General features: G+C 68.7%; 11 protein-coding genes and 2 pseudogenes. 3 read left to right on the forward strand and 10 right to left on the reverse strand.

Annotation, left to right across the window (positions count from 1 at the left end):
• Positions 1–109: 109 nt before the first annotated feature.
• A complete protein-coding gene (gene fxsBH / locus ACZ3IC_RS25545; protein ID WP_467419603.1) occupies positions 110–2,344 on the reverse strand; it encodes a radical SAM/SPASM protein FxsBH, inactivated beta-hydroxylase extension form in 2,235 nt (744 codons plus the stop codon).
• Positions 2,345–2,386: 42 nt separating this feature from the next.
• On the reverse strand, positions 2,387–2,551 hold the full coding sequence (gene fxsA, locus ACZ3IC_RS25550; protein ID WP_467419606.1) for an FxSxx-COOH cyclophane-containing RiPP peptide: 165 nt from the start codon (positions 2,549–2,551) through the stop codon (positions 2,387–2,389).
• Between the two features lie 225 nt (positions 2,552–2,776).
• Here fxsA and ACZ3IC_RS25555 point away from each other — a divergent pair, with 225 nt between their 5' ends.
• On the forward strand, positions 2,777–3,703 hold the full coding sequence (locus ACZ3IC_RS25555) for a DUF4231 domain-containing protein (protein ID WP_467419609.1): 927 nt from the start codon (positions 2,777–2,779) through the stop codon (positions 3,701–3,703).
• A 64-nt stretch (positions 3,704–3,767) separates the two neighbouring features.
• On the opposite strand, the gene ACZ3IC_RS25560 is transcribed toward ACZ3IC_RS25555, so the two are convergent.
• The 5 genes and pseudogenes from ACZ3IC_RS25560 to ACZ3IC_RS25580 form a co-directional block, all read right to left on the reverse strand.
• Positions 3,768–4,247 carry a hypothetical protein gene (locus ACZ3IC_RS25560; RefSeq protein ID WP_467419610.1) on the reverse strand — a complete coding sequence of 160 codons (480 nt, stop codon included), beginning with the start codon at positions 4,245–4,247 and terminating at the stop codon, positions 3,768–3,770.
• Between the two features lie 212 nt (positions 4,248–4,459).
• Positions 4,460–5,359, reverse strand: a complete 900-nt coding sequence (locus ACZ3IC_RS25565) for a S1 family peptidase (protein WP_467419611.1) — start codon at positions 5,357–5,359, stop codon at positions 4,460–4,462.
• A 174-nt stretch (positions 5,360–5,533) separates the two neighbouring features.
• A pseudogene (locus tag ACZ3IC_RS25570) lies at positions 5,534–5,706 on the reverse strand (ATP-binding cassette domain-containing protein); the annotation flags it as partial.
• Positions 5,691–5,874: pseudogene (locus tag ACZ3IC_RS25575) on the reverse strand (hypothetical protein); the annotation flags it as partial. The pseudogenes ACZ3IC_RS25575 and ACZ3IC_RS25570, both read right to left, overlap by 16 nt.
• 78 nt (positions 5,875–5,952) lie before the next feature.
• Positions 5,953–7,188: a DUF5685 family protein gene (locus tag ACZ3IC_RS25580; RefSeq protein WP_467419702.1), complete on the reverse strand. Its 1,236-nt coding sequence runs from the start codon at positions 7,186–7,188 to the stop codon at positions 5,953–5,955.
• A 308-nt stretch (positions 7,189–7,496) separates the two neighbouring features.
• Between ACZ3IC_RS25580 and ACZ3IC_RS25585 the strand changes: the two genes are divergently transcribed.
• Complete coding sequence (locus ACZ3IC_RS25585; RefSeq protein WP_467419613.1) at positions 7,497–7,937, forward strand: cell division protein SepF; 441 nt, start codon at positions 7,497–7,499, stop codon at positions 7,935–7,937.
• Between the two features lie 21 nt (positions 7,938–7,958).
• Here the strand turns inward: ACZ3IC_RS25585 and ACZ3IC_RS25590 are convergent, their stop codons facing one another.
• Both ACZ3IC_RS25590 and ACZ3IC_RS25595 read right to left on the reverse strand, forming a co-directional pair.
• Positions 7,959–9,167: an acyl-CoA dehydrogenase family protein gene (locus ACZ3IC_RS25590; protein ID WP_467419615.1), complete on the reverse strand. Its 1,209-nt coding sequence runs from the start codon at positions 9,165–9,167 to the stop codon at positions 7,959–7,961.
• 73 nt (positions 9,168–9,240) lie between these two features.
• Positions 9,241–10,965 carry an MFS transporter gene (locus ACZ3IC_RS25595; RefSeq protein WP_467419616.1) on the reverse strand — a complete coding sequence of 575 codons (1,725 nt, stop codon included), beginning with the start codon at positions 10,963–10,965 and terminating at the stop codon, positions 9,241–9,243.
• 544 nt (positions 10,966–11,509) lie between these two features.
• Here ACZ3IC_RS25595 and ACZ3IC_RS25600 point away from each other — a divergent pair.
• Positions 11,510–12,553, forward strand: a complete 1,044-nt coding sequence (locus ACZ3IC_RS25600; protein WP_467419620.1) for a phosphatase PAP2 family protein — start codon at positions 11,510–11,512, stop codon at positions 12,551–12,553.
• A gap of 134 nt (positions 12,554–12,687) precedes the next feature.
• Here the strand turns inward: ACZ3IC_RS25600 and ACZ3IC_RS25605 are convergent, their stop codons facing one another.
• A complete protein-coding gene (locus ACZ3IC_RS25605) occupies positions 12,688–12,903 on the reverse strand; it encodes an I78 family peptidase inhibitor (protein WP_467419621.1) in 216 nt (71 codons plus the stop codon).
• Between the last annotated feature and the right edge of the window lie 271 nt (positions 12,904–13,174).

Raw genomic sequence — 13,174 nt, forward strand, 5'->3', positions numbered from 1 at the left:
TACGTTCCCAAGTTCAATCGATCATTTCCTTGATCGAATTCGGTCTGCGACCGTTCCTCCCAGTTGTCCTGTGTGTGCCGGCACCCCCGGCTGAACCGGAATGCAAGCATCAGATCTCTTTTCGCATCAGATCCAGCAGCCGTTTCCCATTGACGGTCAGTTCGGCGGCACCCTCCAGCGTGTCGAGGGCCTGCGGTACGCCCTCCAAATAGCGCGGATCGAATGCCCCCAACGCCGTCCGCTCATAGGTGTCGGCCAGCAACCGGGAAAACGGAACTGGCTCTTCCCGCCAAGGCATCCGATGTTCCCAGGAGCCGTCTGCCGCGTAAAGATCCGTGACGTCGCAAAGCGCCCGCAATTCGGCCCGCCGGAAGCCCCGTAGCAACGCGAACGCCAACTCCTCGGCGCTGCCGTCCGGAGCGATCCCCAGCGCGCCGTATCCGTGCCGCCCGACGGAGGGCTCCGTTGGGGCCAGGCCGGTCAGCGGTGTGAGGGTGGTGAGGCAGTCGGCCATCTCCCCGGTACGTCCGGGTGCCTTCGTCCCGATCAGCGTCCAGGCCTCGCCGATCCTGACCTCCAGGCCGGCGGCGGCTCGGTCGTCGAGGGCGTTTGCGGCGGGCACAACAAAGCAGTCGCGGTACGGGTCGAGGTCGTCGATCACGAGACCGGGCGGCGAACCGGGCGTGGTGAGCCGGCGCAACGGACGCCATCCGGGACCGGCTTTCTCCGGCTGGACGACCCGCCGCTCGTCCGGGTCGCTCCCCTCCCGCCGGACCAGGAAGCCGTCCTCGGTGGCCCGCACCATTGCCGTGCCGTGCTCCCCCGCGTCCGCGATCCGCAACTCGCCGAGGCCCGGCAGGACGATCCTGCCGTCCGAGAAGGTCACCCGTACGGGCAGATCGAGACCGGCCCGTACGACGGCGGCCGCGAGATACGCCGGCATCCGGCGCGCCACCTGTACGGCCCCGGGCCGCTCGTGGACCAGCTCCAGCGCGTGGAGCAGCCAGCTGCGGGTGTACGGGTGGGCCAGCACCTCGTCCAGACCGCGGGCCCCCTCCTCGGACGCCTCGATGGTGGCGGCCAGTTCCCAGACGGCCGCCCACCGCTCGCCGCCGCGCCGTCCGATGTCGGCGTTCAGCCGGGCGAGCAGGGTGCGGGTGAGGTCCTGCTGGGCGGCGAGCAGCTCGACGGGCTCGGCCACCGCGGGTGCGACGAGGGCCGCTGCCGTACGCGCCTCGACGCCGCGCACCAGGGCCTCCAGATCGGCGCAGTACACGGACGGGTTGTCGAATGCGCCGGACGGCCCTGTGGAGCGGTACCGGTGGGTGTAGAGGCCGCCGCCGCAGGAACGTACGACAGGGCACCGGCGGCAGGTCTCGCTGACACCGGCCAGTCCGAGCTGACGGGCCCGCACCCCGGGATGGGCCGCGACCTCGTCGAAGGTGTGGGTGAAGACATCGAAGCCGGTGGCCGCCGCGCCTTCGTAGGCGCTCTTGAGCGAGTCGACCTGCTCCAGCTGACCGTCGGTCTCGACGACGACGAGGTCGGTGGGGGCGAGTCCCAGGGACTCGGTGAGGCTGGGGCCGCCGCTCAGCGTGGACAGCACCGAGGAGAAGAGCCGTACCGGCACCGGTCGCCCCTGCTCCTGCCAGCGGTCGAAGACCGCGAGAAGCCAGTCGGCGTAGGCCGTGGGTGATCCGTCGGGGCGGGGCGGCGGCTCGTCCCAGGTGGCATGCGGAAGGAGGAAGTCGATGAGCGGCGGGTCGAGCTCGGTGAGTGCGTCGAGGACCGCGCGCGGGTCGTTCTCGATGTCGACGGTGCACAGGAGCCCGAGGTTGAGGTGGCGGTAGCGCTCCTGCCGGAGCAGCTCGACGGCCTTGAGGACCAGGGGGTGGCTGCTGCGTCCGTCGGCGTAGCGGCGGTGCCGGTCGTTGGCGGCCCGGTCGCCGTCGAGGGAGATGCCGACCTTGACGTCGTACTCGTCGAAGAGGTCGAGATAGCGCGGGCTGAGCTGGAGTCCGTTGGTGTGGATACGGAGGTCGAGCTCCGCGGTGCCTTCGAAGGCGGAGGTGAGCTCTTCGCAGACACGCCGCAGTCGGGCGGGCCCCGCCAGTAGAGGCTCCCCTCCGTGCAGGATCACTGACACGGAGGGCAGTGCATGTGTCTTGGCATGCTCGGCCAAGCGTTGAGCAGTCCGGAAAATGACATCATCAGAGATTGTTTTCGGCCGGGTTCGCCAGCTCTGATCTGCATGTTCATAGACATAGCAGTGGTCACAAGCAAGATCGCACCTGCTGTGAACCTTGAGAACGACTTCGCGGAAAGGGACCAAGGGTCCTGTCATTCCACCAGTCTAGCCAGCCCGAAGGGGTGCTCGGGCGTTGGTTCAGAGTGCCGAGTTGAAGGTCGATGCCTGAGTGGGGCGACCGGCTGACGCGGCATGCACACGACCGAGCTTCCGGGCAGCAGCAGTGCCGCGGACATCGATCTCGGCGAGCGGCACACGGTTCTTCGCAACGGCGAAGGAGAGGGAGGATTCAGAGGTCTTCACGGCCGTCCTTGAGGGGTTTGTTCCGATGGAATGGTTCCGGACAGGAATGCTGCAACGGTATCTTCACCATTGCAGTGTCCGGCGGCACGACTTTACTCTCATGGCCTCGGTTGGCAACTGAGGACGCCCCCTTGGAACAAGAGCGTCACGTGGGACCGTCCCGGATCGAACGGAACCACCGATTCCGCCATTGAGGTGACGACATAACCGCAGACGGGAGTGAACATGACGGCGATTCCCGGACCGCTGCAGAGCATGGTGTTCAGGAACGCCGACCTGCCGGCGCTCTTCCATCACACGGACGCGATCGCCATCGCAAGCCAGCGGGAGGCCGTGAACACCACCCGTGTCCAGCTGTTTCTCCTGGTCATGGGCACGATGCCGGCCGCGGTGCCCTGGCACCTGGAGATAGGTGGCACGTTCCAACTCACCGACGCCATCGGCGTGTTGGCTTATACAGGTGTCCTGATCACGATATACCTGACCGCACAGCGCAAAGCAAAGTCGCAATGGCAACTCAACCGCTCGGCAGCAGAGTTCATCAAGTCGATGTGCTGGCGATACTCGGTGCACGGCTCGCCCTTCGACACCCACACCAACCATCCCGAAGCGGTGTTCGCGAACCGCCTCGAAGAGGGCCTTCAGGAGCTCCGGAAGGTGGGGTGGACCGACCCCCGCGACCTGACAGCGGATTCGGGCGGGCTGATCACGGACTCCATGCGGGAGCTACGGAACAAGGCGTTCACCGTACGCAAGGAGACGTATGTACGGGACCGGCTGATCGAGCAGCGCAGTTGGTACCGCAGGCGTCAGGAGGTTTCCCGGCGGGCCACGCTGGTCTGGTCGAGCACCATTGCCGTACTGACGGCGCTCGCCCTGGTGTTCGCGCTGTTGAGGACGTTCTCCGTCACCCAGTCCTTCGCCCTGACGGGGGTGCTGTCGGCCGCTGCGGCGGCCTGTCTGGCATGGAACGAGATGCGCCGCCACCACCCGTTGATCTCGGCCCACTCGCTGGTGGAGCAGGACCTGGAGGCGATGCAAGTGGCGATGGAGACCACACTGACCGAGCGCCAGTGGCCGCGGGCAGTATTCGAGACTGAGCGCATCGTCTCTCCGCAACACACCGACTGGCTTGCACGACACCAGATGTGACGCAGCATCACAGCACACCGATGACGCGAGCGCGGCCGCATGCGAAGACGGCCGCACGAACGCGTCAGGTGCGCTCCACGCCCTCGCGCCAGATCACGGTGACCGGACGGCCCAGGCTGCGGGCGTACCTCACGATGTCGCCCGTGCCTCCGAAGCCGCGAGCCGGCCTTCCGTCCCACACGGCGAGCAGCCGGTCGCAGTGGTCTGCGATGTACGCGCCCGCGGCGTAGTACGCCTCGTCGGTGGAGTGCGGGTAGTCCAGCCGGACCTCGCGGACCGCCCGGTTCTTGAGGGCCCGGTAACGGGCGAGTTCGGCCGCGTCGGCGAAGCAGGATTCGTAGTCGCCACTGGGGATGACCACAGTCAGATCCGCACCGCGGTCCAGGGCGAGGTCGGCGAAGAGCTGGTCCGCTCCCACCGCCAGGCTGGAGAGGGCCTCCAGGGAGCCTTCGAAGCCGCACAGCGCCGCCCGTAACCCGGCCAGCACATGGGCATGGGCTTCCTGCGGAATGCTGCGATGGCCGGTCACTCCGATGCGTTTCACGGACCTGGAACCCCCTGAGGTGTCTACCGGGGGTTCCCGGAGGGCATCCCTCCAGGAGGCACAGCATCCGCCCCCGTTTGTTCCTGCGCGACCGACCTGCCCCACATCCTCTCAAAAGCCGCGGGGAGAAAGGGAGTCCCCGCCCAGGATTCGGGCGGGGACCAGGTGTCGGTCGACTGCTTGTTCGAGGGTCGGACCGGGGTGCCGGGGCGTCAGTAGACGCTGACCCCGTACGCGCTGAGCGCCTCGGTGACCGGCTGGAAGAAGGTCGTACCGCCGAAGGAGCAGTTACCGCTGCCGCCCGAGGTCAGACCGATCGCCCTGGAGCCGGAGTAGAGCGGACCGCCGGAGTCGCCGGGCTCCGCACAGACATTGGTCCGGATCATGCCGTAGACGATGTCCCCACCGCCGTAGTTGACCGTGGCGTTGAGCCCCGTGACGGTGCCGCTGTGGATGCCGGTGGTGGAACCGCGGCGGGTGACGGACATTCCGACCGTGGCATTGGCCGCGCTGGTGATGTCGACACTGCCGACGGCGCCCGGATGGGCGAGCGAGGTGTTGTCGTAGCGCACCAGGCCGTAGTCATTGGTCGGGAAGCTGGATCCGACCGTCGGGCCGATGCTGGTCGATTTGGAGGAGTTGGTGTACCAGGGCGGGTTGCCGTCGGTGCAGTGACCGGCGGTCAGGAAGTAGTAGGTGCTGCCGCTGCGGACGTTGAAGCCGAGGGAGCAGCGCCAGCCGGGGGCGTAGATCGCGTCGCCGCCGGAGAGCAGTTTGCTGAGCTTTCCGGGGGTGCGCTCAATGCGCAGGGCGCCCGCGTTGGCTCCGGCGGACTGCTTGATCTGCCTGATCTCGGCCTGCGAGACCGTGCTGTCCGCGGTGACCACGAGGGTGCCGGTCGCCGGGTCGATGTTCCAGGCGGTTCCCGCCACATCGGCGCCGAGAACGGCGTCGCTCGCGGCGGAGAGCTGCTGGGCGCTGAAGGTGGTGGCGGTGTCGGCCTGGGCGGTGGGGACGGCGAGTGCGGCAACGGCGACAAGGCCTGCGGCGATGGCGACAGCCTTGCCGCGTCTCGCGGTGCCGCTGAGGGGGGTGGTGCGCTTGATCCTCACTTCTCATTCCTCCCGAGGGGAAGTCGGGGGTCCACCTGTGGGGTGGTCGGACCCGTGAGGCGCAGTCGTTCGCACGGCAGCGTGCCCGCAGAGCGGATGTGCCGTGTCCCTGACAAGCGCTGCTCGGGAGTATTCAAGGAGTCAACTTCTGGCGCAAGAGGGCCCTCTGGCCTGAACTTGTCGCGCCGCACGCTCGTACAGCTTGTTGCCGTCCCTGCGGTAGCCGGCCAGGGTGCCGTCGATGCTGATCCAGCTGTTGTCGGCCTTCTCCGGGTGGTTGATGGTGCGCAGGAGCGTGGACTTGCCGGAACCGGACGGCCGAGAACGACAGTCACCTCTCCGGTGCGGCGCCGAGGCGACCGTCGCTACAGGAGAGGTCGCTCAGGAAGGTGCGCGCGGTGGCGTCGTTCTGCCGGAAAACCGGGCCGCCGGTGCGCGGCCGAGTGAACGCCCGGTCGGCGCGGGGCAGTGAACGGACCGAGCGCGAAGCGGCGCGGGTGCGGGCTGCCGTCGCGGGCGCCTCGGCGATCAAGACCTCGCAGATCTCGCCGCCCGAGATCAACTGATCGAGCCGGCCGACCGGGCGGCCCGGCTCAGCAGTTGCAGTCACACCCGCAGCAGTCGCACGATTCGCAGCAGTCCCCGCAGTTGCAGCAGCAGTCGCAGGCGTCGCCGCAGCTGCCGCAGTCGCACTTACTGCACAGTCCCCCACGGCGCTCATGGGTCCACGGGTCGTTGAAGGTACCGCAGCACATCTGGCAGGTGCAGGCCAGCCCCGCCCACACCAGGCAGCCCGCGATCAGCCCGCGTCGGTCGCGCGGGGGCTCGGGCGGGGGCTGCGGCGGGCCGACGGGGCTGTCGGGGCTCGGTGCGTACGGGTTGCCGGGCGGCGGCCCGAAGGAACCGTTCTGCCGGGCGCCTGACGGCGGGACAGCTCCGTCCGGGGCTGTCCCGCCCGCCTGGTGCGAGCACGCCGTGGTACCGAACGCCCGATCCACCGACTGTCGCAGTTCGTGCACCAGCAACACATGGGCCAGCTTGTCGTCGGCGAATTCCGCGTCGCGCAGCGCCAGCCGTACGCCGCGCAGCGCGTCGTCGCACAGCCGCCGGGCCTCGGCCCGCGAGGTGCCGGTCGCGGTGAGCGGGTTCCAGGCTCCCGACGCGGCGTCAGCCTCCTGGTCCTCCACGGCATCCAGCAGATGCGCCAGGCGCCCGAAGAGGCGGCCCGCCTCGGCCAGCGGCTCCGCGTTCTGCGGTTTGCCCGCAAGTATCGCGGTGTGGGCGAAGGCGGCCGCGGTGGCGGTCTCGGTGGGCTCGGTGACCACGAGCAGCTGGGTGCCGGGCCCGGCGAGCAGCTCGATGCCGGTCTGCCGGTCGACGGCGTCGACGAGCAGCGCGGTGTCGAAGCCGAGCTGTGCGCCGGTGCGCGCGCCGGCCCGGTCCCAGCCCGCGGCGATCCGGCGTGCCGCGGCGGCGACCGGGCGACGTTTCAACAGGCCGTCCCGATCGGCGACATGGTCCCGTATCTTCGCCGATGCCAGCACCAGGGAGACGGCGGCCGCCAGCCTGGCCCCCTCGCCGCGGGCGACCGGGGCGGTCCGCATGGCGCGCAGCGGACAGGGTCCCGCAGTGCGTCGCCATCCGGTGGTGCGTTTCGACTGAGCCTCCGTCAGGACCGAGACGATCAGACCGTCATAGTTCGTGACGATTCGAGCAAATTGCCCGTGATCGGAGCGGAGCGCGAGGCAGAGCCCACAGAGATGGGCCATCCACTCGGTCCTGAGCCCCTCGGACAATCGATGGGTGCAGGGCCTGACGATTCCGAACACGACGATCCCCCGAGAGTCGTTCACCTGTACGTCGAGCTCGCGCACATGCGCGACGTGCATCGTATCGAGCGTTTCCTTCACCCGTACGTCCCCCATATCACCCGTACGGACCGGCACATCGTATTTTCTTTCTTCCAGGTCCCTGATGCGGGAGGAACCTTGACGAACCGCCATATTTTCTGCACCAGTACCGTCACGAATCCCCTGCGCGCCGACTATCCACTTGGCGCACGATCCGCATCATGGACGACCATAGGGATACGAAAGAGATGCGGAACACCACGGAACCGCGGTGAGAGGAGGCGTCCATGGGATCGGTGCGCAAGGCGAGTGCCTGGCTGGGCCTCGTGGAGGACAACGACGAGCGGTACTACGACGACGAGTACGCCGAGGGTCCGCAGACCGGGACCGGTCAGGCCTGGGTGACCGATCCCCGGGTGCAGGTGGCCTCCGAGACGGCCGAGGAGACGGGCCGTCGGATCGCCACCGTCACCCCGGACAGCTTCCGCGACGCCCGAGCCATCGGCGAGCTCTTCCGGGACGGCGTCCCGGTGATCGTCAACCTCACGACCATGGACCCCACCGACGCCAAGCGCGTCGTGGACTTCGCCGCGGGGCTGACCTTCGGACTGCGCGGCTCGATCGAGCGCGTCGCCACCCGGGTCTTCCTGCTGACCCCGGCCGACACCCGGGTGGTCAGCGGCGAAGCCGCCGGCCGGCCGGTCGACGGCTTCTTCAACCAGAGCTGAGCAGGGCGCTCGCCGGACGGTCTACCGGAACGCGTCGAGGCCGGTGAGCGCCTTGCCCAGCACCAGCTGGTGCATCTCCACGGTTCCTTCGTAGGTGAGCACCGACTCCAGATTCGTCGCATGGCGCATCACCGGGTACTCCAGTGAGATCCCGTTGGCGCCGAGGATCGTGCGCGAGGTACGGCAGATCTCGATCGCCTCCCGCACATTGTTGAGCTTTCCGAAACTGACTTGTTCCGGACGGAGCCTGCCCGCGTCCATCCGCCGGCCCAGATGGTGGGCGAGCAGGATGCCCTTGTGCAGTTCCACGGCCATGTCCGCGAGCTTGGCCTGGGTGAGCTGGAAGCCACCGATCGGCCTGCCGAACTGCTCGCGGGTCCTCGCATAGTCGAGGGCCGACTCGAAGCTGGCGCGCGCCGCGCCCATGGCTCCCCAGACGATGCCGTAGCGGGCATGACTGAGACAGCTGAGCGGGCCGCGCAGACCGTGCACCCCGGGAAGCACGGCATCGGCCGGCAACCGCACCTCGTCGAGGACCAGCTCGCTGGTGACCGAGGCGCGCAGGGACCACTTGTGCTTGATCTCGGGCGCCGAGAAGCCCGGGGCGTCGGTCGGCACGACAAATCCGCGGATTCCGCCGGCGCCGCCCTCGTCGGTCTGCGCCCAGACGACGGCGACACCAGCGACCGAGCCGTTGGTGATCCACATCTTGCGGCCGGTGAGCACCCAGTCTTCGCCGTCGCGCTTGGCGTGGGTCCGCATCCCGGCCGGGTCGGAGCCGTGGTCCGGCTCGGTGAGGCCGAAGCAGCCGATGATCTCGCCGGCCGCCATGCCCGGCAGCCACTGCTGCCGCTGCTCCTCGGAGCCGAAGCGGTGGATGGCGTACATGGCGAGCGAGCCCTGTACGGAGACGAGCGAGCGGATCCCCGAGTCCGCCGCTTCGAGCTCCAGACAGGCCAGCCCGTACTGGACGGCGGTGGCGCCCGCGCAGCCGTATCCCTGCAGCGGCATGCCGAGGGCGCCGAGCGAACCGAGTTCGCGGGCCAGCTCACGGATGCCGGGCAGCTCACCGTTCTCGTACCACTGGGCGATGTGCGGCAGGACGCGGTCGGTGGCCCAGTCGCGGACGGTGTCGCGGATCGCGAGGTCCTCGGTGCTGAGCAGATCGTCGATCCCGATCGGGTCGGCGGGGTCGAAGGGCGGGAGCTTCGAGGACGCAGTGGTGGACATGAGGGTGCCTCCGGCGGCTCGCACGATGCTAAAACTAGCAGTGTTAGTTATGGCGTCGTACCGACGTTACGGCTCAGCGTGCCGCCCGTCCAGAGCCCGTTGCCTCGGCGGGTCGGCGCCGGGCGGGCATGGACAGCGGCCTCTTCGTACGGCCCGCGGCGGGCGCCTCGTGCGGACCGTGGAATCCCCGCACCTCGTTCCGCTCCCGGGACTCACGGGCATCGTCGGCCTCTTGATGTCCGCCGAGTTCCGGTGACGGACACTCCATCACCCGCGGCAGCCGCAGCGCGGCGAGCGCCCCCAGCAGCAGCAGAGCCGCGCTGACCAGCAGCGTGACATGCAGCCCGGTGACGAAGGAGTGGCGGGCCGTGGAGCGCAGCACCTCGCCCAGCGGACCGCCCAACCGGTCCGCCACCTGGTAGGCCTCCCCCAGCGAGTGGGTGGCGGCCGCACCGTCCTGGGCGGAAACGCCCTGCTCGGGCAGGTTCGCGAGTCCGGAGGCGTAGGCGGCGTTCATCACGCTGCCGAGCAGGGCGATGCCCATGCCCGCGCCCAGCTGGTACGAGGTCTCACCGATCGCCGCCGCACCGCCCGCCCGGTCGGCGGGGGCGTCGCTGAGCATGGATTCGTACGCCCCGAAGAGCGTGGACTGCAGCCCGAAGCCGAGTGCGACGAAGGCCGCGGTCAGCAGGACGGGCCGGTCGTGCTGACCCATCGCGGTCAGGATCAGCACCGAGGCGGCCGTGAGCACGAAGCCCCAGCCGACCATCCGGCGAGGCCCGATGCGGCGCAGGGTGTACGAGCCGGTGGCGCCCGCGGCCATGGCCGCGAAGGTGAGCGGCAACAACCGCAGACCCGTCTGGAGCGGGCTCAGGCCGAGGACGAGCTGAAGGTACTGCACGGCAATCAACTCCAGCCCGACCAGGGCCAGCATGGCGAGGATGATGCAGCCCACCGCGGTGGCGAAGGCGGGCCTGGCGAACATCCCGATGTCGATCAGCGGATGCGTACGCCGCTTCTGACGACGCACGAAGGCGATGAGCAGTACGGCCCCGATCAGCAACGGGGCCAGTGCGGCCGGACTCAGCAGCCCCTCGCCGGTGCCTACCCGCTTCACTCCGAGAACCACACCGAGCACTCCGGCCGCCGCCATCAGCGCACCCAGCACATCCCACGGGCCGTCGTTGCTGCCACGCGACTCGGGCAGCAGCAGGCGGCCGATCGGCAGGACCAGAGCCATCAGCGGGATGTTGATCAGGAAGACCGAACCCCACCAGAAATGCTCGACGAGGAAGCCGCCTATGACGGGACCGGTGGCGGCGCCGACGGCGGCGACCGCGCTCCAGACGCCGATCGCCACGGACCGTTCGCGCCGGTCGGGGAAGACCTGCCGGAGGATCGACAGCGTCGCCGGCATGATCATCGCCCCACCGACACCGAGCAGGGCACGCGCCACTATCAGTACGCCGGGACTGTCGGCCATCGCGGCGATCGCGGAAGCGACACCGAACAGGGCATAGCCGAGCAGCAGAATGCGGCGTCGGCCGACCCGGTCGCCGAGGGTGCCGAAGAGGATCAGCAGCGAGGCGCAGACCAGTGGATAGGCGTCCACGATCCAGAGCAGGCCGACGGCGCTGGGCCGCAGGTCCTCGGTGACGGCGGGGACGGCGACATGGAGCACGGTCGCATCGAGTGCGACGAGCAGCAGACTGAGGCAGAGGACGACCAGGACGACCCATCGATTGGCACCGTCGGCGGCCGAGCGCAGCCGGATTCGGGCTGTGGTCGTCCCGGACATGCATGTACCTCCCAAAAGGTCCCTCGCGCTCGGCAGGCCAACCGGGGATGCAGCGGTTCGCTGCCCCTCGGGGCCCGGCATCGACGGGCGAGTGATCCGTCAGCGTACGCGAGTTCGGAGCGCTCACAGTGGCCCACCTCATACCTCGCCGGGCCGTGGAGTGTGGCGTACGCCACGCCGAGCCGCCGCTCGTCCCCCCTCTCGGACCTGTACGGACGACCTCCGAACCCGGCACAGAAGGTACTAGGAGTGATCACCGGAGCACTCGCCGGGCCCACGCCGCAAGCGGTCGGTGACCGGACGGACACTCTCCGTTCCACTTTCCGGGGCGCCGGAGAAATTCATACCGACACCTCCTGCGCTTTTCTGCCCGCACCCAAAGACCCTTCCGAAATGAGTGCGAAATCAATAGCGCAGAGACCCGCCGCCGCGCTTCTTCGGGTCAGGAATTAAGGCCCGACTGAGACATAGTCCACATCACATCGTCATCACAAAGAGGCCGGATCGACCCGGTCTCGCACTAACTCGCTGTAACGTCGATTGGGTGCGTACCGACATCTTTGCCCGCTTGGACCGGGAGCCGGAACCGCCGAAGATAGAGCCACCGCGGATGAGCCGTCACCGCATCGCTCTCTTCTGCGGGACGTTGGCGTTCTATCTGGCCATCGTCGTTGCCGTGCTGACCTCTTCCTGGTTGGTGACCCTGGACTGGAAGGTCATGCTCTTCCGGCCGTATGAGCAGTGGCCGGAAATCCATGCGTTCCTCGACTACTACGTCGTACTCGGCCAGCGCGGCCCCACCGCCACCATGGTCGCCTGCTGGCTCGGCTGGCGCTCCTGGCGGCAGCACACGCTACGGCCCCTGCTGATGCTCGGCGCCTCGCTGCTGCTGCTCAATGCGACGGTCGGCGCGGTCAAGATCGGCCTGGGGCGGCTCGGTCCGCACTACGCGACCCAGATCGGCTCCGCGGAGCTCTTCTCCGGTGGCGATATATTTCCGTCGGGCCACACCGCCAACGCCGTCGTGACCTGGGGAATCCTGGCCTATCTGGCCACCACCCCGCGCGCCAGGCGCTATCTGTCGGCCGTATCGGCAATCGTCTCGCTCGGCGTCGGACTCACCACCGTCTACCTCGGCACGCACTGGCTCAGCGATGTGCTGCTGGGCTGGGCAGCGGGGCTGCTGATCCTGCTGGGCCTGCCCTGGGTCGAACCGCTGATCGCCCGGACCGAGGCCTGGATCTTCGCCCAGCGCGAGGCCCTGCGGGGACGCGGCCGTCCCGTTCCTTCCGTGCCCGTCGCGGCCGGAGGACCCCGGGCCGTGCTACCCCCGCAGCTGGACGGCGGCGACGCCGTGGCGGAGGACCCGGTGCTGGAGCCGGTCGCCGCGGGAGGACACACGGCGACCACTACGGGCTCGGTCACGGGCACCCGCTCGCGCGCACACCCGGCACCCCCGTCACATCCGGCGCACCTGGTGCGCTCGGAGCGGACCCCGGTCACCCCGGCCGGCAGCCGCCGCCCGCCGCACGCGGACCGTACGCCACGCGGCGGCACGACGTCGTCCCGCCCGATGAGCGGCGGCTGAACACCCCCCAGGAGTCGCGGGGCCGGTACGCACAGCCGCTCCCCCCGCACAGTGAAGGCCCCGACTTCGGTCGGGGCCTTCACTCATGTCCGGAGCCCGGGTCGCCGATCACCGGTCGCGGGTTGCGGGGGTCCTCAGCCCACCCAGCAGCGGGTAACAACGGCATCGACGACCTCAAAGTTGATCCGTCCGCTTCGGAACTCCATGGTGATGATCGTGCCCGGCGGCAGGGATCTGACAGTGCTCCAGCCATGCCTGCGGGCCCGCTGTTCGGCCGCGTCGAGGGCGAGGCCGACATACGCACCGGGTGTGTCGTCGGGCTGGGCGGGAGGGGTCGGTATGGGTGCCATACCTCTCACCGTAGGCGGCTGCGGATCGCGACGGAAGCCGGGGCACCGACCGCCGCACGGCATCCTCACGTCCCTTGCCGGTCACGCTTGTGTCACAGGATCACGACACGCGTGACGCTTCGAATCACGCCACCCGAACATGCGGTCCACGACCGGACGCACAGTAATCACACAGGCCGGGAAACGGTCACACGCAAAGCCCGAAAACCAAACGGTATATCCCGTATCGAGTGACTGGAATTTCCGCGTTGAATAACCTGCGTAAATGCGC

This window comes from Streptomyces sp. NPDC002958 (genome assembly GCF_055563255.1).